The organism is Acinetobacter sp. P1(2023), from assembly GCF_028367635.1.
Lineage (GTDB): Bacteria > Pseudomonadota > Gammaproteobacteria > Pseudomonadales > Moraxellaceae > Acinetobacter > Acinetobacter pittii_E.
On the sequence record NZ_JAQNDD010000001.1, the window covers coordinates 572,809 to 592,098 of the forward strand.

A 19,290-nucleotide genomic window follows, 5' to 3' on the forward strand; every position below is an offset into this window, starting at 1 on the left:
TAAAAATTGTTTTATGCATTTTTAACAATTACAATGGTTATAAAATAAAGCAGCATGCCCCAAATTGAACCTTGTTTTATTTATAGGAAAAAGAGACGAATGAGCCTAGCGATTGAAGAAGATTCTCAAGAATCAGAAACAACAAAAAATGATGATCGATATTTAGTACCCGGACTTGTGCGGGGTTTAGCTATCTTGCAAGCATTTAACCAACAAGCGCAAGAAATGACAATTACAGAAATCGCTGAAATTTTAGAAGTGAACCGTTCTAGTGCATTTCGTCTGATCTATACACTCGAATCTTGTGGTTATTTAAGAAAAGCATCTCAAAAAACTTATGCTCTCGATTCTAAAGTGATGGAACTTGGTTTTAACAGTTTATCTAAACTTTCATTACTCGATTTATCGACACCTTTAATGAAAGAACTACGTGATCAAACCAAACTTGCGGTGCATCTTTCAATTTTAGAAGGTACTCATATTGTCTTTGTAAATAACATTCAGTCGATGGGAACATTTACGAGTAACATTAGCTTAGGCACCCGCTGGCCTGCTCATGCCACAGTGATTGGTCAAATGTTACTGTCTGATTTACCTGAAACAGAAGTACGTCAGCGTTACCGTAACTTTAGCGATTGGGACAGTTTCTCTGACCTGACGCCAACCAATTTAAAAGCTTTATTGCAAAGGCTGTCGTACGTAAAAACTCAAAAAACTATGGTGAGTTGGGGTCATTATAATCATGATATGGCAGCCTGCGCGGCACCTATTTTTAAACAGTCAAATGGTAAAATGGTCGCTGTTATTTCTGTAAGTTGCCCAATTACGACGTATGATGAAAGAACATTCAAAGAAGATATCGCAAGTCTCGTAATTGAAACCGCAAATAAAATTTCCAAATTTATTTATTAAAAAAAGCGACGTTAAGTCGCTTTTTTATGAAAGTTTATTTTATAAATTAGAAGTTACATTCAAATACTTTCCCATTCATATCCTGAAAAACAAGTATCAAATGATGCTCTTTAATATCAAACTTTAAATACTGCTTTTTAAACTGAATAATTGCATAAAACTCTTCAGCACCATCATCTAAGCCAGTGGCAGAAATCTGGCTGCCTTGTGGAAAATCTGTGAGCCATGCGGCATTATAAAAATCAGATACCGAATTAAATTCACAATACTGTTTTGGCTCTGCCATTATTTTTGCAGCAATTTGATCAAACTGTTGTTGTTTATAAACATCTAAGCTTAACAGCATGATCGCTCTCCAAATTAAAGCTGGTTTGAGGCCAAAAGCTGTTTCTTTTTAACCTTTTCCCATTGATACCAACCATAAGCTGCCATCAATACAAATGCTGCATACAAAGCGGCTGTTAAAAATAAATCTTTATAGATAAACATCCCGACATAAATAATATCGACAAATACCCAAAGTATCCAAGTCGCAATATGCTTTCGACTGGTCCAATACGTTGCGAGCAAACTAAATGCTGCAAGCTGTGAGTCAAGCATTGGTACTGCTGCATCGGTAAAGTTTTTAAGAATTAAACCAAACAGTAAACCACCTACCGCGGCAATAACCATTTGAATGATAGCGGTTTGAACTCTAATTGGTTCAATTCGAATGTCGTGATCTTGCTGTTTTCCCTTAAGCCAGTAGTAAAAGCCATAAAAATTTACGACCATAAAAAAGAACTGCAAAATTGTTTCGCCATATAGCTTAAATTCGTAAAACAAATAGGCATATAAAACAAAGGCAAAGAAATTAAACAGCCAACACCACATATTACGGATGACAGTTAATCCGACTCCAATCAGGCTAATCAAGACCGCGAAAATTTCTAGAGGTGACATAAAAACAGCTGCTTATTGAGATCAATTTGACGGGGATATTATGAGAAAAATATAAAGTTAAGCAAACTGCTAATTTAATATAATCAAAAAATCTATGGTTTATGCTTGAATATAATTTGTACTTTTCTATTTCTATGTTATAAAAATTACATCTGTATTTTTAATATACTTATCATGTTTTTACCTAAAGCCCAATACTGTCTAGCGCGTCAATTATACGCCCCAAAGATTAAGTTCGATGTGGTCAATTGGCGACGTCCTAATTTTGGACAATTTGGCGCTTTAGATACGAAAATCGAGATATTTAATTTGTAATATATCCCCTGATTTTCATCACAAGCCGCCATAAAACGCGGCTTTTTTTATGCCCTTTTAAAACACAAAGAACAAACTTTCTGGAGCTTTATATGAAACCATTATTTGAACAACAGAGTATATCCACCCCGCAGATTCAGCCGGCTGTAGCATTATCTTCATCCCCGACTCGCCTTGCTACAGCCGGCCAATTTCTTGCTGTCGTCATTATTTGGTCGCTTACTCCACTCGCAGCCGTCTGGACAGTACAAGAAATTCACTGGGCATGGGGATTATTTATTCGATTCACTTTGGCTATTCCAATCGCCTTGCTGTGTCTAAGATTTTTTCGTTTAAAGCTCATCTTTAGTAAAAAAGCTGTTTTAAGTTATTGTGCTGGAGCCATTGGCTTATTTGGTTCAATGGCCTTTTGCTACATGGGTGCAGATAAAGTCCCATCTGCCATTATTTCAATTATTTACGGCACCTCTCCGTTGCTATCTGGACTGATTAGCTCCTTTTTATTAGGACGTGAACGTTTTTCACTATGGCAATGGCTTGGACTCGGTACTGCTCTTGTCGGGATGAGTTTTACTTTAGGGCTGTCTTCATCAGGTTTTCAGCTCAACCGCATCGGTATTATATTAGAACTGATTGCTATGCTGTTTTATGTCTTGTCGACGTTTGCCGTGAAATCTATCGGAGCACATATTCCGCCCATTACACAAATGACAGGTGCTACCCTTGTCTCATGGGTCGGTTATGTATGTTTGTTACCTTTCTTTTGGTCACATCTTCCCACTGAATTTCCAAGCCTGAAAATTTCGCTAGCAGTACTCTACAGCGCGTTTTTTTCATCGGTGCTTGCCATGATTTTTTATTATCAACTCATCAAGATACTACAACCGACGACTGTACTACTTATTACCATTATCACTCCAGTGTTAGCTACATTTTGGGGAACATGGTTCAACCATGAACAGCTCAGCTCACATCTTATTTTAGGTTTAACCTTGTTATGCCTAGGACTAATGATGTATTCACGACGCTCTGCATAATTTTTTAAAACCTGACAAATTTATTTGTCAGGTTTTACTTTTAAGTATTATTGGCAACATTCACCATAAAATAAGAACTTAGTTTTACTTTCATCACCCTTTTATTTTTTGCTTACTAAGTAGTCAACAAATTATATTTGACACTTTTTAAACGATCGTTTAAAAACTTATTAAAAATAAACAAAGGACATCGGAACAATGTCAAATCAAGAAGGAAAAGTCAGCCGTGAAACTCGGGGACATATTTTTTTAATTGGTCTAGATCGGGCAGCAAAACGTAATGCCTTTGATAGCCACCTAATTAAAGATTTATCACTGGCGCTTACCGAATATGAAAATAATGATGCGCTTCGCTGTGCAGTTATCTTTGCTCATGGCGAACATTTTACGGCCGGATTAGATCTAGTTGAGCTACAACCCAAGCTCGCTACAGGTGTTTTTGATTTTAGTGATGAAGAAGTGAACCCTTGGGGTACAGTGGGACGAAAACTGAGTAAACCATTGATTGTTGCGGTACAAGGTTATTGCTACACCGCTGGTATCGAACTCTTTCTCAATGCAGATATTGCGATTGCGAGTGAAAATACCCAGTTTGCACAGATGGAAGTGCAACGTGGCATCTTACCTTTTGGAGGAGCTACAGCACGATTTACTCAAGCTGCCGGTTGGGCCAAAGCTATGCGCTATTTACTCACCGGTGACCCTTTTGACGCAAAAGCGGCCTTTGATATGAACCTGATTACAGAAATATGCCCTGAAGGTACGGAGCTCAACCGTGCAATAGAACTCGCTGAACATATTGCTCAAGCAGCCCCTCTTGCTGTAAAAGCCACCCTTGCTTCTGCCCGTGAAGCCATTAATGAAGGTTATGAAACTGCTTTTACCCAATTACAGGGCCATCTTCAACCTTTACTCACCACAGAAGATGTTCAAGAAGGTGTGTTTGCCATGTTGCAAAAAAGACCGCCTATTTTTAAAGGTAAATAACACTTCAACACGCTAGAAAAATAAAGAGAAAAGTAATGCAATCAGCAACTCAAATAAATGAACAGCTTAGCCAAACTGTACAATTCCCCGCTTTAGATGGTTATCAACTCAAGGGCACACGTTACTTTACAACGACACCAGCTAAAGCAAATATTGTCGTTGCGGGAGCAACGGGCGTGCCACATGAGTTTTACCGTCGCTTCGCTGAATATATGACGCAATTTGGCTATCAGATATTCACGTTTGACTATCGAGGCGTTGGAAAATCGAGCCCAAAATCTTTAAAAGGATTTGATATGTCTTATTTAGACTGGGGCAAACTCGATTTAGCAGGTGCAATTGAATATCTATCAAAAGAGCCATTGCCTCTTTTCATGGTTGGTCATTCCTATGGTGGCCATGCACTAGGTTTGCTACCTAATCATGATAAATTATTGGCTTGCTATACATTTGGTACAGGTGCAGGTTGGCACGGCTATATGCCACTGAAAGAACGCTTTAAAGTGCAAGTGGTCTGGAATATCGTGTTTCCACCTATTGTTGCTGTGACAGGTTATTTGCCTTGGAGCAAATTTAATATGGGTTCTGATTTACCCCTCAATGTTTATAAACAATGGCGTAAATGGTGTAAAAACCCTAAGTATTTTTTTGCCGACCCAGAACAGCAACACTTAATTGAACAATATGCTACTGTCAAAATTCCAATTTATGCGGTCTCTGCCCTAGATGATGATTGGGCTTTACCTGCTTCATGTCGCGCATTTATGCAACATTATCAACAAGCTCAAGTTTCATACGTCAGTCTTCAACCTCAAGATGTTGCTATGAAAGCCATTGGCCACATGGGCTACTTTAAAAAAGATGCCGAACACATCTGGAATAAAATCCGCATCACTTTTGATGTTTTTTTATAAATCTGCTTTATGTTTTGGATAATGTGAAATGAGACCGCAAAAACTGACCAAAGAAGATCTGCTTAAGCACTGTGCTTTGCAGTTCAAAACTTACGGATATGCAGGAACGAGCATGGACATGCTGGCAAAAGCTTGCGGTCTCACCAAAGCTTCTTTTTATTATTATTATCCAAATAAAGAAGCGCTTTTGCTTGAAGTGTTAAATGGCACTCATCAATATTTAATCCATTCTTTATTTAGAACGACTGCAAGTTCAGAACTCTCAGCCATTGAGCGTTTTGAGCAAATGCATAAACGTGCTGTGCAGTTTTTTACCCAAGGGGTGAATGGTTGTCTGATTGGGGTAATTTCAATGGAAGCGGCGTATGGTTCACCTGAAATTTTAGCCAAAATACGTAGTATTTTTCAGGACTGGCAACTGGCTATTCAGTCTATTTTTGCTTGTTGCATTGCTCAAGATCAAGCTGAGATTTTAGCAAAACAAAGTATTGCTGATTATGAAGGAGCGATCTTGATGTACCGTGTCACTCATGATGAGTTTTACATCAATCAAGTTAAGCAACGTATTCTTGGACTTCTTCATTCTTAAAAAAATAAAGCCCACTTAACGTGGGCTTCCTTTTCTGGGTAATCGTTATTCAACTCTAACGATTTTACCTAATTCATCATGGTGAACGACTGTAATTTTCTGACTACGTCCCTGCTCAATTTCATGTTCAGGTAAATCAAAATAGCGTGCATAGTCATCTGTCTGTTTTGCTTTAAGCGCACTGCCACCGACACGGCACTCTGGTAGTACATGGCTCCATAACAATAAGCAAATTGCACAACCAATTAATGCTGTAATGCCATGTTCAATACCTACACCAAAGGCATTAAATAAACGATGAACCAAATGTGTTTTTTGAAGCTCAGCCAATACCCAGATCAGTACAAACGGACGCCACAACAACAACCAAACCGCCCACATCATGGCTGTGCTTGTTGTAGAAGCATAGCGTTTATGCCATGGTAATTGACGGCGTAAATCAATAATCAACGAATTTGTCTTCATTTCTCTCTTTACCTAACGAAGTGCTGTGGTTTTCCCCAGACATCAATACAGCACGATCTTTAAAATCTCATGACTCTTGCATTTCATCCACGAATGCCCCGATCCGGGCTCACCCAACGCGCACGTTTCTCATCCCCACGTTTTAAAACTTTTGGAAATGCCACGATAGTTGCCGAGATGGTGATTAGCCAAAAGACCAATGGATACCAGATCATCCAGAAATAGTTTTTTCCCAGATGTGGTTCATAACGACTATCCATCCATTTGCTTAAAGCAAACTGAATGAGACAGGTTGCCCCCAATAAAATACCGCTACCATACGGTAAAAATGGAGAGCTCACAACGGCTAAAGCAGGTACAGGTAAAATAAAATGTACCAGCCATAATAAAGCCATCGCGAGCATTAAATAGGACCAGACTAAAGTTAAGCAAAGCTCAAACATTAAAGGCCATAAAAAGTTTAATTTCGGTTTGGTGAACACATCAATATTTTTAATTAATACCTGTGCCCCACCCATAGCCCAACGTAAACGCTGTTTCCACAAACCGTTTAGAGTTTCAGGCATTAAAATCCAGACCAAGGCATTCGGTTCAAAACGTATATCCCAGCCTGCGCGCTGCAATTTCCAAGTAATATCGATATCTTCAGTCAACATATTGGGTGACCAATAGTCGACTTGGTGAACAGCACTCTTACGAAAAGCAGTAATTACACCCGATACGGTAAACAAGCGACCAAAGGTACGTTGTGCACGTTTAATCATGCCGACAATCGATGAAAACTCACCGACCTGAATACGCCCCAGTAAAGTTGAGCGAGTACGAATACGCGGGTTGCCCGTAACAGCTGCCACCGTTGGATTTTCCAGAAAATGACGAATCATCCACTTTGCTGCATGTGGATCGAGTAAAGCATCCCCATCAATACCAATTAAAAACTCGGCATCGGTCATTAAGCTTCCAGCTTGCAACCCCATGGCTTTACCTTGGTTTTGAGCCAAATGAACAACACGTAGTTTTTCATGTTGTGCTGCTAAGCGGTCGAGTACTTCGCCGGTATTGTCTGAGCTACCATCATTAATCGCAATGACTTCAAAATGAGGATAGTCCAGTTTTAAAGCATGGCTGATCGTTTCCTCTGCATTATCTCCCTCATTAAAACAAGGAATTAACACAGCGACTTTCGGATAACTCTCTAATGGAGCAGGTTGATCGTAAGGCGGAGCCTGACGTTCTTTCCAATAGAAAATGATCGCGCCAATCATCCATAAATACGACATGAATAATGGATAATAGAAAACGAATTTTAAGGCATGCGACCATATTGCAGCAAAGATTGTCATGTTTTAGCCTCAACTACGGCACAAGACGAGATGATTTTTCAGCAAATGCTTTATGCATAGTGTTCACATCCGGATGATCTTTAATTGGGTCATCTGGGTAATATCCAACATGCATGACACCTTGCTGATAAAGAGAATGAATTGTTGCAGCCATTTCAGCCGATGGTACCTTTTCGTTTTTACGCCAGTCGGTTGCCTGTAATTCAAAAACGGTTTTCTTGAGGCCATTAGGATATTGTTTCACACGATCAATCATATCTTTATAGAATTGATCAGAGTTATCGACCTGTTCCATATAAGGCATTGCCATAATAGCCGTAAAGTCATAACGTTTTAACGACTCTTCAAGCGATTGCGAATACCAGTTTTCTGCATATGGTTTCAAAGCAACTTGCGCGTATAAGTTACGTGCGGTAAGCAAGAACGGTTCATATTGTCGCACGTCATCAACGAGTTGCATGGCAAAATCATCTAGATATTTTGTCTTATACGCAGTCCATTTTTGCAAATCTTGATCGTTATCACGAATTTTTGCTAAATCTGTTGGTAAACCTTGTTTCGCATAAGCTTTTAATGCATCTGGGCTTGCATCTTCATAGTCAGATAAGGTGACATCGTCATGGAATAAAATTCCGTTAAATGAAGATGACTTAGCCAAATCTTGATAAATCTCACGAATAGTTTGGCGTGCGTCAGATGAGAACGGACTTAAACGGATATACCCCATGTTGAGGTGTTCACCAGCTTTTGCTTGCTCTGTCACCACCAAATCCTTTGAAACAGGATCAGTTTTTGGTAGTTCCCATGCCAATAAAGGCATCCATGCATAAATACGACTTACAGGCGTACGGGTTTGAATTTGCCATGCTACACGGTTAAATAAGTCGGCACGCATTGGAATGTGACGGTTTGGGAAATAAACCATATCGGCAGAACCATTAGCATCTGGGTCTGAAAAAGCTTGTAAATAAACGGTATTTACACCCATCGCATTAATTCGGTCTAACAAATGACCTAAATTACGCTCTTGCTGTTTCGGATCTGGGTCATAAATATAGTCCAGATCGACATGCATAATTTTTTGCGGACGGTTATTATCCGTTAAATTCAATTCACGATTTTTGATTTCTTGAGCCAAATCATCAGTCGTCATATCGCCTTCTACCAAAATACGACTCATATTTTGTAGAGATTGTTTTGCGTGATCAGCCCCATCATCCAGTGTAATAGTCACTGGCATACCCAATTTTTTCGCAATTTGGACAGTTTGCATATTATAGCGACCATATGGCCACACCATAATACGTGGCGAACGTAAGCCATGTGCTTTAAGTAGCTCGTTATTTTTCTTTAAATCATTATAGATACGTGATTGATATTGTTCATCGTTCTCGTAGGTTTGAGTTTTAACATCATAAAAACGAGTTGTTGCAGCAGGTTCAGAGTTACCTTGCGGGTTGCCTGTAATACCGCGGTGTAAATGATAGCTATGGCTTGCAATTTCTACAAAACCACTATCTTGCATCTCTTTCAGCTCACCCCAGCTTAAGATTTTGTCACGTGGGATTTCTTCCCCTGAAAAATCAACTTTCTGCCCTGCTTTTGGTTCTAACCATGAACCTACGACAGCTAGAACAACCGGAATTTTTTTAGCTTTAATGACTGGATAAGCATTTTGATAGAAAGATTGATAACCATCATCTACAGTTAATAAAATCGGTTTTGTAGGCAGTTGAGCCTTACCCTGATGAGCACGGATCAACTGATCAACCGTAATAAAATGAAATCCGTTTTTTTGTAGCCATTCAACGTGCTGTGTAAATTGTTGAGTGGTCACTGCATATTGAGGAATTAAGGCATTTTTAGTATCGGTAATTTCATGATAACCAATCACCGTAAGTGTTGAAGCGTCCAGTTTAGGTGGTTTAGCTAATGCCATGCCTGACAAACCTGCCAAGGCCAAGCCAAGTGATATGTTCAACAAAGGAGATGCAAAGCGGATAGTCATGAAATAGCGTCTCAATATCAATATAGATTATTTATGTGAAATTTGATGTTAAGGCACAAATTTTTTGAAATTTGGTCTTAATATCACACTGCCTGCAAATGAACAGTTTTTCAGTCAGCATTTATAATCAAATAATCTGAAAATAATCTTAAATATTCAAAAAGCTAAAATATAAATTAATAATGTATTTATATTTAAAGCTCATATAAATAAGAAAGCCCCCTAAAGGGCTTTAATTTTTCACTAGTCACGAGTTTTGACATCGAATAATTCAATTTCAAAAATTAAATTAGAGTTAGCGGGAATAATCTTACCCATTTTACGCTCACCATAAGCTAAATGAGCAGGTACGATGAGTTTACGTTTGCCGCCAACTTTCATTCCTATAATGCCTTGGTCCCAGCCTTTAATTACACGGCCTGTGCCAATCACACATTCAAAATAATTACCGCGGTCAATCGAAGAATCAAATTTTGTGCCGTCTTCTAACCAACCTGTATAGTGAGTTGTAATCAAAGCGCCTTTAACCGCTTCTTTGCCTTCACCCACTTTTAAATCGATAATTTCTAATTCATTTGACATGGTATACCCCTTAAACTGAAACTCTAAATCAAAATTAGTACTTAGTGTACCAACTGAATCTGTAGAATTTGTTGCGCTTTTCTATGTTACTGTAACTGTGTCCACACAACACTTGCCTGACCCTTTTCACCTAAAAGTGTCCATTCATTGTCCATGACATTTAATTGAAGCTGCATCGTACGTTCACAAAGTTGCTCAAGCTCAGCGGTGCTTTGAGAGGCAATTTGCCACACTTGAACGTTATTTAATGTTTTAATTTTACTATTTCTCTTCCACCAGTCTTCGACTTGTGTGCCATAAACAACAATCGCAACTGTTTTACAACGCGCACTGGCTTTTTTGACTTTATCTTCAGACGGCAAACCGACTTCAATCCATGTTTCTAGCTGACCGGTTAAATCTTTTTGCCATAATGCTGGCTCGTCAGTTTCAAAAAGATCTTTAGTAAACTCAAGCTCATCACTTGCGAAACGGGCAAAAGCCATTAGACGAACCATTAAACGTTCTAAAGTTTCCGAAGGATGTAAGGCAAGCGTCAGCTGATAATCACCATAAATATGGTCATCCATATTAGCAATATTCAAGTCTGCCTTATAAATTGTTGCTTTAAGCGCCATGATTAATATGTCCAAAAATTTGGCGCTAAGGATACTCGATTTTGGGTAAAAAATTATAAAAAAACTGAACAATGCAAAGCCTAGTCATGCGAAATTTGCATATTCTTCCAAAACGCTCAGCTTATTTTATAGTTGGCCGACTTTTTGCTTGAAAGAGAAATATTCTCCTCTTGCTAAAATTGATGACTTATGTGGCAAAAGCTCAAGCGTAGTTTATTTTTACAGGTTCTTTGTGCTCTGTTTCTTGGGGTTGCAGTTGGAATTGGTTTTCATGATTTCTCCCTATCTCTAAAACCATTAGGTGATGGTTTTATTTCTTTAATTAAAATGCTGATTGCCCCAATTGTGTTTTGTGTGGTTGTACTGGGAATCTATGGTGCAAATGACATCAAAAAAATGGGCAAAGTCGGTGCAAAAACCATTCTTTATTTTGAAGTGGTGACCAGTATTGCTTTAGTTTTAGGCATTATTGTGGCCTATGTATTTAAACCGGGCGTCGGTATGAATATCGATATTAGCCATTTAGATGCAAAAGATTTAAGTACCTACACCGAACGTGCCCATGAAATGCATACAGGTTCAGAATTTCTACTCAATATTATTCCAAAAACCTTCACTGCCGCTTTTGCAAACGGCGATATTTTACAGGTTTTACTCATCGCTATTTTATTTGGCATTTCTCTACTTTTAATTCCTAAACATTTAGCAGAGCTGGTACGCCAAGCGTTGGAAGCTTTTTCGGAAGTCTTCTTTAAAATTATGGGACTTATTATACGTTTAGCCCCAATTGGTGTATTTGGTTCAGTCGCCTACACCACTGCTAAGTTTGGTTTAGATTCGCTCTTACAATTGGGTTATTTGGTTTTACTGTTTTATGCAACCTGCATTTTATTTGTCGTTATTGTTTTAGGTTCGATTTTAAAAATCGCTGGTCTCAATATTTTCAAATTTGTGGGCTATTTTAGAGATGAACTCGCCATTGTTTTAGGTACAGCCTCTTCAGACTCTGTTCTTCCTCAAGTTATGAAAAAGCTCAAAAATCTAGGAATTAAAGACTCAACTGTGGGTTTAGTTATTCCCACGGGTTATTCATTTAATTTGGATGGGTTTTCAATTTACTTAACGTTAGGTGTAATTTTTATTGCGCAAGCCTGCAATATTGATTTGTCTATGCATGACTTGCTAGCAATCTTACTGGTTTCACTCATCACATCTAAAGGGGCGCACGGCATTCCCGGCTCAGCTTTAGTTATTCTTGCAGCAACACTTTCAGTTATTCCAAGTCTCCCTGCAATTGGCTTAGTGCTGCTACTTTCAGTCGATTGGTTTATTGGAATTATTCGTGCCTGTACCAACTTAATCGGTAACTGTGTGGCGACCGTAGTGATTGCTCACTGGGAAAAAGATATTGATCATGCCCAAGCTAAAGCTGTGTTAGAAGCTAAGCCTTAAAACTATTTATAGAGAACATTGGCTCTTCTTTTGCTCAATGTTCTCTATTCTTCAAACTGACAAGCAAGTAACGCTGTTTCAAAAGCCAACCAATCGTGATTATGTTCGCTAATGATCTCAATTCGGTTATCAATACCCTCTTCGCCCGACTTATAATTAAACTGATCAGGATTAAAGTTAAAAACTTTCCAACCTTGATCTGTATTAAAAATTCCCTTGATTCTTAGCCAATCTTGCTGCGCACATAATACGTCTAGCAAAGCATAAAAATCGAATTTCCAGCGTTTAGGTAATTTCCAACCTGCCACAATATAACCTTGTGCCGACTCGACATAATGATAAGGTAATTGCTGAATTTCCTTTACGACCTCGCTCTCACTCATTTGTTTTTGCAGTTTAAGTAAAGGTTGTATAAATCGTTCAGTTAAACGAGCAGCCACATCAATTTTATTTAAGGCTAACTGACCATGTTCAGTTTTAATCCACTCTTGGTGATAAGGCTGGTATTCATCTTTTAATAACTCAAGCGCCTGATCATCTTCAAAAGTCATTACATCGGTATGTGACACCACCACAATCTGGGCAGCTTTTAACTGATCTTCATAAAGGTTTTGTTTAACCCAATTGGTATCATGCAAACGACTACCATCGACCACCGTAATCAACGCTCGCATGGCTAAACTACTTTGCCAATGGGGTTCAGTCAGTTGGTCAAATAACTGAGAAGGATGCCCAAGTCCAGTCGGCTCAATAAAGAGTCTATCTGGTTTCTGTTCACTTAACAGTCGAGCTAAAGCAATATGCATAGGCAACTGACTGCTGCAACATAGACAACCACCTAATAGTTCTTTGACTGCATATCCTTCATCTTGAGGTAAGAGTTGTTGGTCTACTCCAATTTGCCCAAACTCATTCATTAATACCGCCCAAACCTCATCTTTAGGCTTCTGGCTTAATAAATGCTGTAATAATGTGGTTTTTCCTGCCCCTAAAAAACCAGAGATAATATGGGTAGGAACAATTTTTTGGGCAATCAGTTTCACAAGCGGCTCAAATCAACAAGGTTTAAAAAAACTAAGAAAGGTATATCACTGTTTAAGTAGCATGAAAATGATTTTTCACTTTGAAGATATACTTTTCAATTATCGGGCTAAAGCCCCAAATATGTGACAAGCATCTCATCAATTATCTAAATTAGCTTTTGATATTTATAATTCAAACGAAATATCCTATTCAAGCATATTCACAATTCATGCCAAAGTGTTAGGTTTACGTAAACAATTTGGTTTTTTTTCACTCAAAAAGAAATATTTTTTCACATTTTAAGGTGTAATTAAGGCGTTTAACTTTACAGATTCCGCACATAAACGGCCCGTATATTTCATATTGTTAAGATAGGCGTAATAGATTGTTAAGTTAATTGATGTAATCCAAACCTCGGCTTAGCATGTGTCCTAGCTTAGTCATTCAGCCATACAGGTTTCATGTAGGTATGAACGATTAGGTTTAATTTATTTTTAAATGAAATTTAAGGATGCCATAAAATGAAATTAGCTAAAACTTTACTCGCTACTACACTTGCTTTAACTGCTGCTTCAACTTTCGCTGCTTCTAAGCACGACCAAGCACATAACACTGCTGGTGAAGAAAAAGTTGTTGTTTCAACTCAAGAACAAGCAAACACTGCAAATGCTGCATCTGATGCTGTAGGTTCTGCTTCTGAAGCTGCTCCTGCAACTCGTTAATTCTCTAAGCACTCTCCTCCAAGCTCAGAGATAATTTTACTGAAAGGAAATATGGACGCTGAATTTTAGTAAAGAAAAGAAAGGATCGAACCATGCTGCGGTTCGGTCCTTTTTTAATTCAATTTGTTTTTTTAAGAAGTTTTCTTATACATGCTACAAGATGGATTATGGTTTTCTTGCAGACGTAAAACCTTACGGTGCTCAGCTGCTTCAAAGCGACAACGTTTCCACTCAGTATTGAGATTTAATTGAGGTACTTCACATGGCTTGCCCTGTTCATCAACAGCAACCATCGTGAAATAACAGCTATTAGTATGGCGCACTGTACGCTTCTGGATATTTTGGGCTTCAACACGGATACCTACTTCCATTGAAGTACGGCCTACATGGTTCACACTTGCCAAAAACGTTACCAGCTCACCTACATAAATCGGTTCTTTAAAATTCACTTTATCTACAGATAAAGTCACCACATAGCCACCCGAATAACGACTTGCGCAAGCGTAAGCGACTTGGTCGAGTAGTTTTAGAATCGTACCACCATGAACATTACCTGAAAAATTTGCCATATCAGGCGTCATCAAAACTGACATCGTCAATTCAGACTGGTCATCAGTTGCTGGGGTTATTTCATCTAATGTAGGCATAGCTAAACTCTGGGTCTTAAAACAAGCTCAGACAACATTATGGTTGATAATTCACAAAAAAAACATGCTTAAATCCACAACATGGCATTGTATTTTTTAATATCTTTGATTGTTTTTTAAAATTTAATTTTTTAAGGCTTTATTTTTAAAGTTATTTTTTAAAGCTGTTTTATTTATCTTAGAGTTTTTTAGAAGATGCTATGCCATTTTATTCCATGTTCAATGACATAGCAGATTCTTATGAATGACTTGCTATACTTTATTAATGACGCCTGTTACACCATTAATGATCATATCAATGGCGATCGTACCGATTAATAAAGCAGATAAACGCCCAACAATATCAAAATAGCGGTCGATATGCTTGGCATGTTTATAGCGTAAATGATCATGTGAAAATTTCATCAAAATCAAAATACTGCATGTTAAGAACAAGGTAAAGGCAATCACTAGGGCTGCCTCACCAATTGACATTTCAATCCCTGTGACCACAGCCGCACTAATGGTGCCCGGGCCGATCATAAATGGCATGGCAATGGTGCCAGCCAGATGTTCTGGTGCACCGCGCATTTCACCAATGGTATCGGCACCCTGAAAAACATAGCGATAGCCAATCACCAAAAAGATGAGGCCTCCAAAGATCTGAAAGGCTTCAAAACGTACATTCAGATATTTACTAAAAATTGTTTCGCCGCCCCATGCAAATAGCATGAACACGACAAAAGCAATCACACTTCCCTGAATCAGTGCTTTATTAAACACCTTTGCTTCTGAATGGCGGAGCAAGCCAATCATATAAATGCTCATTAAAAATGGATTGAGCAATGAGAAAAATAAAGCAAAAGAATGTAGATAAGGAGAAGCCATGCATTTTCCTCTTAAGCTTGTGGATCTGGGAACAATGGACGGTTCCCCGGGCTAATACGATTAATATGTAAGAACGTCATATGTCTTTCATATTTATCTAAAATATCGTTAATCACCTGTTCTTTACTGTAGCCAACCAGATCGTTATCTTGCGAGCCGTCATAAAGATAGGTTTCAAGTCGGAAATAGAACTGTTTGCCACGTTTTACACGCTGACTGAAGTTCGGCGCGCTATAGCGTACAGGCCAGATCTGATAAACAAAGTTTTGCTCTTCTTCGAGATGAATGGTGAGATCTAGATGGTAAAGCGTGTCTTCATCTTCTAGTGGCGTTTGCTGCACATCTACATTCATGCCCTGCTTAACAAGCTCATCGGCAACAGCCTGAACGGCTGGCAAACACACTGTGTCTAGCATGCGCTGTGTTTCAGTGGTTCCCGGATGATGCATGACTCGAGTTAAACGTTGTTTCCAGTTCAGAATATCCACGTTCCCTACGACTGGAGCAGCATTCATACTTCGACTGGCATGCCTGTAATCTTCAAGTCTGAGCGACTTGTAAAGCCCTGCCATCACAAGGAACATCACAAAACTAAACGGCAGTCCCATAATAATCGTTGCATTTTGCAAAGCGGTAATGCCGTTGGTCATTAACATAGCTAATGTGAGCAAACCAATAGCCACCGCCCAAAACACACTTAACCAACGAGGAGCATCATTATCAATATGGGTCAGTTTTGTGGTGAAGTTACCTAAAACCAGCGCCCCCGAATCGGCAGAAGTCACGTAGAACAAAAGTCCTGTCACAGTGGCAATTGAAGCAATAAAGGTAAAGCCCGGATATTGCGCTAACAGGTCATAAAAACCATGTGCAGGATTTGCCAACACTGTTGCGGCTAAGGTTTGATTACCTTCAAAAATAACGCTGTGTAATGCGCTATTACCAAAAATAGATAACCACGTAAGTGTAAATAGAAGTGGAATAATTAAAGTACCGCACACAAACTCACGAATGGTACGTCCTCTTGAGATGCGTGCCAGAAAGAGTCCAACAAATGGAGACCAAGCAATCCACCATGCCCAGAAGAAGAAAGTCCAACTACTCATCCACTCTTTAGGCTGTTCAAAAGCGAAACTTTGTAAGGCTAAAGTTGGGAAACGGGTTAAATAGTCACCAATATTTTGGACAAGGGCATTGAGTAAAAACTCGGTATTTCCCAAGAACAAAATAAACAGTAATAGCCCGATCGAAACATAAATATTAATTTCAGATAAAATCCGCAGGCCTTTATTGACCCCAGATGTCACCGAAATAACACTAATACCAACCGCGACAGCAATTAGAATAAATTGCATCCAGATATTTTCAGGCACCCCCAATAACACATGTAGGCCGTAATTCAGCTGTACCACTCCAATCCCGCAGGTTGTCGCAATACCGAAAATTGTCCCGATCACGGCAGCCGTATCTACACTATGTCCAATCGCACCATTAATTCTGTTCCCAAAAATTGGGTAAAGTGCAGAACGAATGGTAAGCGGTAAGTTATAACGATAACTGAAATATCCCAATGACATACCAATCAAGGCATACATACACCAGCCAGTTAAGCCATAGTGAAACAATGTCCAAACCATACTTTGGCGCGCTGCTTCATAGGTTTGACCTGCTCCGACCGGAGGTTGCATATAATGAGATAGTGGTTCAGCGACCGAGAAAAACATTAGGTCGATACCGATACCAGCCGAAAACAGCATCGCAGACCAACTGAGTAAACTAAACTCAGGCTTTGAATGCTTAGGTCCTAATTTGATACTGCCATATCTTGAACAGGCAATAAAAATCACGAAAACCATATAGAGCGTTGCGGCAAGCAGATAATACCAACCAAAGGTTGAAGTTACCCACTGTAGTACCGTGTTCATGACTCGATTTGCAAAATCGTTGAACAAAAACGTGACGAGAGAGAAAATTAAAATAAGTAGAGCTGAAAAATAAAAAACCACACGGTTGAGCGGGTCTTTTTTAGATTTAGATAATGTTAAATCATCAACTGCTCTTGGATTATCTGTTGCCATACAATCCTCAAGGAATAAAATAAAAACAAAATATTTAATTTCGTCTTTTCACTCTTATTTAAAACAGTGAAAAGACGACTTTAAACGCAAAAAAATAATATATAGATGTGATTGGGTGAGGTTATAAAACCTCAGTCACTTTATTCTGGTCACAATCCGATGGGACCGAAATGTCTTTTGAAACAGCTAACCGTTTTTTCACTAATTGAGGGTCAAAATCATCTTGCTTTAATGCTTTAGCTAAACCAAACATATAGAGCAAAATAATGACTGAAAATGGTAAACCACATAACACCACAGCACTTTGCATGGAGTTAAAACTACCGGCTAAAAGCAAGCCAATACTTACAATGGTAATTACCACAGACCAAAAGACGCGTAACCAGATCGGTGAATCACTATCATTGGTGCCCCCTTTTGAGGACAAATTAGCGATCATTAGTGTACCAGAGCCAACTGGTGTCAAAAATAAAACGAAACAAATTACAACAACAATACCGGCAACGTAAGGATTAAACGGCAGATATTCGAGTAATTTAAATAAAGATAATGCTGGATCAGTTAAGACCATATCGCCTAAAACTTTCTGTTTTTGCTGCAAAATTAAATAAATTGCAGTATTTCCAAAAACCGAAATCCAAGCCAATGTAAAACCAAGTGGAATCAGGCATACACCCAATACAACTTCGCGAATGGTACGACCTTTTGAAATGCGGGCAATAAACATGCCGACAAAAGGCGCCCAAGCAATCCACCAAGCCCAATAAAATACGGTCCACGAACCTAACCAACCACTGGCTTTTTGGTTGTATAAATACATATCAAAGCTTTTACCCATAAAATTATTAAGGTAATCGCCCGTATTTTGCACAAGACCATTTAATAAATGGTTTGTCGGACCTGTCAAGAATACAAATAAAAGTAAGGCATACAGCAAACGTAAATTAATACGCGACAACCACGCTAAACCTTTTTCAATACCCACCACTGTCGTGATCGTGGCAACGAACATCATGATGAGCACAGCAGTAATTAAAGTTGCAGAGTTATCTGGAATTTGAGGAAGTAAATAACAAATACCCGATACGAGCACCAAAGCTCCAATTCCCAAATTGGTGACCAAGGAAATAACTGTCGCTAAAATTCCAAAGCCATCGACAAAATCACCCACCAAGCCATGCACTCGCTCTCCAAAAATTGGGTAAAGCGCTGAACGCAGTGCTAATGGCAAGTTTTGTCTGAAAGCGAAGTAACCTAAAGTAACTCCGAGCAATGCATAAAGTACCCAGCCATGAATCCCCCAATGCAAAAAGCTATAAGTCATCGCATTACGGGCTGCCTGAATCGTTCCTGCCTCGCCTTCTGGTGGTCTTAAAAAATGGTCAACAGGTTCGGCCACGCCATAATAAAGTAGCGCAATACCAATCCCTGCCGAGAACAACATTGAAGTCCAAGCCAGATAAGTGAACTCAGGTTTATCGTCATCTTTACCTAGAGGAATCTGCCCTACTTTTGAAAAAGCGAGCCAAGCAACAAAGCCCAAACACAGCACAATAACCAGCATGTAATACCACCCAAAAAAGTGATTTACCTGCTCTTGTACATAGGTCAACCAAAACTGACTTTTTTCTGGAAACAGCACAAAAAGTAGGCCAAAAATGCCAATACTGATGGCTGAACTCCAAAATACAAAACGATTTAACCGAATATGGTCTGAAGAATATCTATCACTTTTCAACACCATCTTATTGCTCCTTGCAATCGGTGTATTTTTCTCAAAATAACGTGAT

Annotated in this window: 19 protein-coding genes; 7 read left to right on the top strand and 12 right to left on the bottom strand. The window is 38.9% G+C overall.

Features of this window, described 5'->3' with window-relative positions; translation table 11 throughout:
• Positions 1-99: 99 nt before the first annotated feature.
• Positions 100-912 (top strand): IclR family transcriptional regulator, encoded by an 813-nt coding sequence (locus tag POD11_RS02640; protein WP_004794038.1) that lies wholly within the window; start codon positions 100-102, stop codon positions 910-912.
• Positions 913-958: 46 nt separating this feature from the next.
• On the opposite strand, the gene POD11_RS02645 is transcribed toward POD11_RS02640, so the two are convergent.
• Positions 959-1,258, bottom strand: a complete 300-nt coding sequence (locus POD11_RS02645) for a hypothetical protein (RefSeq protein ID WP_262456204.1) — start codon at positions 1,256-1,258, stop codon at positions 959-961.
• 14 nt (positions 1,259-1,272) lie between these two features.
• Positions 1,273-1,854: a nicotinamide riboside transporter PnuC gene (gene pnuC, locus POD11_RS02650; protein ID WP_004794040.1), complete on the bottom strand. Its 582-nt coding sequence runs from the start codon at positions 1,852-1,854 to the stop codon at positions 1,273-1,275.
• Between the two features lie 407 nt (positions 1,855-2,261).
• Here pnuC and POD11_RS02655 point away from each other — a divergent pair, with 407 nt between their 5' ends.
• The 4 genes from POD11_RS02655 to POD11_RS02670 all read left to right on the top strand — a co-directional run bounded on the left by POD11_RS02655 (position 2,262) and on the right by POD11_RS02670 (position 5,696).
• Positions 2,262-3,206 (top strand): DMT family transporter, encoded by a 945-nt coding sequence (locus POD11_RS02655; RefSeq protein ID WP_239967586.1) that lies wholly within the window; start codon positions 2,262-2,264, stop codon positions 3,204-3,206.
• Between the two features lie 198 nt (positions 3,207-3,404).
• Positions 3,405-4,193, top strand: a complete 789-nt coding sequence (locus POD11_RS02660; protein WP_262456205.1) for a crotonase/enoyl-CoA hydratase family protein — start codon at positions 3,405-3,407, stop codon at positions 4,191-4,193.
• Between the two features lie 35 nt (positions 4,194-4,228).
• Positions 4,229-5,107, top strand: a complete 879-nt coding sequence (locus POD11_RS02665; RefSeq protein ID WP_262456206.1) for an alpha/beta hydrolase family protein — start codon at positions 4,229-4,231, stop codon at positions 5,105-5,107.
• 28 nt (positions 5,108-5,135) lie between these two features.
• Positions 5,136-5,696: a TetR/AcrR family transcriptional regulator gene (locus POD11_RS02670; RefSeq protein WP_016141942.1), complete on the top strand. Its 561-nt coding sequence runs from the start codon at positions 5,136-5,138 to the stop codon at positions 5,694-5,696.
• Between the two features lie 45 nt (positions 5,697-5,741).
• Here POD11_RS02670 and pgaD read toward each other — a convergent pair whose 3' ends face one another.
• The 5 genes from pgaD to POD11_RS02695 all read right to left on the bottom strand — a co-directional run bounded on the left by pgaD (position 5,742) and on the right by POD11_RS02695 (position 10,711).
• A complete protein-coding gene (gene pgaD, locus POD11_RS02675) occupies positions 5,742-6,161 on the bottom strand; it encodes a poly-beta-1,6-N-acetyl-D-glucosamine biosynthesis protein PgaD (protein ID WP_262456207.1) in 420 nt (139 codons plus the stop codon).
• Between the two features lie 83 nt (positions 6,162-6,244).
• On the bottom strand, positions 6,245-7,504 hold the full coding sequence (gene pgaC, locus POD11_RS02680; protein ID WP_016141944.1) for a poly-beta-1,6-N-acetyl-D-glucosamine synthase: 1,260 nt from the start codon (positions 7,502-7,504) through the stop codon (positions 6,245-6,247).
• Positions 7,505-7,517: 13 nt separating this feature from the next.
• The gene (pgaB, locus tag POD11_RS02685; protein WP_262456208.1) at positions 7,518-9,512 is read right to left on the bottom strand and encodes a poly-beta-1,6-N-acetyl-D-glucosamine N-deacetylase PgaB; all 1,995 of its coding nucleotides are present in this window, start codon (positions 9,510-9,512) and stop codon (positions 7,518-7,520) included.
• A 243-nt stretch (positions 9,513-9,755) separates the two neighbouring features.
• A complete protein-coding gene (locus POD11_RS02690; RefSeq protein ID WP_262456209.1) occupies positions 9,756-10,094 on the bottom strand; it encodes an FKBP-type peptidyl-prolyl cis-trans isomerase in 339 nt (112 codons plus the stop codon).
• A gap of 86 nt (positions 10,095-10,180) precedes the next feature.
• Positions 10,181-10,711, bottom strand: a complete 531-nt coding sequence (locus POD11_RS02695; protein WP_262456212.1) for a YaeQ family protein — start codon at positions 10,709-10,711, stop codon at positions 10,181-10,183.
• Positions 10,712-10,900: 189 nt separating this feature from the next.
• Here POD11_RS02695 and dctA point away from each other — a divergent pair, with 189 nt between their 5' ends.
• Positions 10,901-12,163, top strand: coding sequence for a C4-dicarboxylate transporter DctA (dctA, locus tag POD11_RS02700; protein WP_262445197.1), 1,263 nt, complete (start codon positions 10,901-10,903; stop codon positions 12,161-12,163).
• A gap of 44 nt (positions 12,164-12,207) precedes the next feature.
• Here the strand turns inward: dctA and POD11_RS02705 are convergent, their stop codons facing one another.
• Positions 12,208-13,206, bottom strand: a complete 999-nt coding sequence (locus POD11_RS02705) for a CobW family GTP-binding protein (protein WP_262456213.1) — start codon at positions 13,204-13,206, stop codon at positions 12,208-12,210.
• 501 nt (positions 13,207-13,707) lie between these two features.
• Here POD11_RS02705 and POD11_RS02710 point away from each other — a divergent pair.
• Positions 13,708-13,908, top strand: a complete 201-nt coding sequence (locus POD11_RS02710) for a hypothetical protein (RefSeq protein ID WP_000761577.1) — start codon at positions 13,708-13,710, stop codon at positions 13,906-13,908.
• A gap of 131 nt (positions 13,909-14,039) precedes the next feature.
• Here POD11_RS02710 and POD11_RS02715 read toward each other — a convergent pair whose 3' ends face one another.
• The 4 genes from POD11_RS02715 to POD11_RS02730 all read right to left on the bottom strand — a co-directional run bounded on the left by POD11_RS02715 (position 14,040) and on the right by POD11_RS02730 (position 19,244).
• Positions 14,040-14,555 (bottom strand): acyl-CoA thioesterase, encoded by a 516-nt coding sequence (locus POD11_RS02715; protein WP_016141949.1) that lies wholly within the window; start codon positions 14,553-14,555, stop codon positions 14,040-14,042.
• A gap of 252 nt (positions 14,556-14,807) precedes the next feature.
• Positions 14,808-15,422, bottom strand: coding sequence for a MarC family protein (locus POD11_RS02720; protein WP_016141950.1), 615 nt, complete (start codon positions 15,420-15,422; stop codon positions 14,808-14,810).
• 11 nt (positions 15,423-15,433) lie between these two features.
• Positions 15,434-17,500 (bottom strand): choline transporter, encoded by a 2,067-nt coding sequence (locus POD11_RS02725; protein ID WP_239967599.1) that lies wholly within the window; start codon positions 17,498-17,500, stop codon positions 15,434-15,436.
• A gap of 121 nt (positions 17,501-17,621) precedes the next feature.
• Positions 17,622-19,244: a BCCT family transporter gene (locus POD11_RS02730; RefSeq protein ID WP_262456215.1), complete on the bottom strand. Its 1,623-nt coding sequence runs from the start codon at positions 19,242-19,244 to the stop codon at positions 17,622-17,624.
• Between the last annotated feature and the right edge of the window lie 46 nt (positions 19,245-19,290).

Bases quoted from the DNA above. Each gene is read 5' to 3' on its own strand.
- POD11_RS02640 (WP_004794038.1), top strand. From the start codon at position 100: ATGAGCCTAGCGATTGAAGAAGATTCTCAAGAATCAGAAACAACAAAA.
- POD11_RS02645 (WP_262456204.1), bottom strand. From the start codon at position 1,258: ATGCTGTTAAGCTTAGATGTTTATAAACAACAACAGTTTGATCAAATT.
- pnuC (WP_004794040.1), bottom strand. From the start codon at position 1,854: ATGTCACCTCTAGAAATTTTCGCGGTCTTGATTAGCCTGATTGGAGTC.
- POD11_RS02655 (WP_239967586.1), top strand. From the start codon at position 2,262: ATGAAACCATTATTTGAACAACAGAGTATATCCACCCCGCAGATTCAG.
- POD11_RS02660 (WP_262456205.1), top strand. From the start codon at position 3,405: ATGTCAAATCAAGAAGGAAAAGTCAGCCGTGAAACTCGGGGACATATT.
- POD11_RS02665 (WP_262456206.1), top strand. From the start codon at position 4,229: ATGCAATCAGCAACTCAAATAAATGAACAGCTTAGCCAAACTGTACAA.
- POD11_RS02670 (WP_016141942.1), top strand. From the start codon at position 5,136: ATGAGACCGCAAAAACTGACCAAAGAAGATCTGCTTAAGCACTGTGCT.
- pgaD (WP_262456207.1), bottom strand. From the start codon at position 6,161: ATGAAGACAAATTCGTTGATTATTGATTTACGCCGTCAATTACCATGG.
- pgaC (WP_016141944.1), bottom strand. From the start codon at position 7,504: ATGACAATCTTTGCTGCAATATGGTCGCATGCCTTAAAATTCGTTTTC.
- pgaB (WP_262456208.1), bottom strand. From the start codon at position 9,512: ATGACTATCCGCTTTGCATCTCCTTTGTTGAACATATCACTTGGCTTG.
- POD11_RS02690 (WP_262456209.1), bottom strand. From the start codon at position 10,094: ATGTCAAATGAATTAGAAATTATCGATTTAAAAGTGGGTGAAGGCAAA.
- POD11_RS02695 (WP_262456212.1), bottom strand. From the start codon at position 10,711: ATGGCGCTTAAAGCAACAATTTATAAGGCAGACTTGAATATTGCTAAT.
- dctA (WP_262445197.1), top strand. From the start codon at position 10,901: ATGTGGCAAAAGCTCAAGCGTAGTTTATTTTTACAGGTTCTTTGTGCT.
- POD11_RS02710 (WP_000761577.1), top strand. From the start codon at position 13,708: ATGAAATTAGCTAAAACTTTACTCGCTACTACACTTGCTTTAACTGCT.
- POD11_RS02715 (WP_016141949.1), bottom strand. From the start codon at position 14,555: ATGCCTACATTAGATGAAATAACCCCAGCAACTGATGACCAGTCTGAA.
- POD11_RS02720 (WP_016141950.1), bottom strand. From the start codon at position 15,422: ATGGCTTCTCCTTATCTACATTCTTTTGCTTTATTTTTCTCATTGCTC.
- POD11_RS02725 (WP_239967599.1), bottom strand. From the start codon at position 17,500: ATGGCAACAGATAATCCAAGAGCAGTTGATGATTTAACATTATCTAAA.
- POD11_RS02730 (WP_262456215.1), bottom strand. From the start codon at position 19,244: ATGGTGTTGAAAAGTGATAGATATTCTTCAGACCATATTCGGTTAAAT.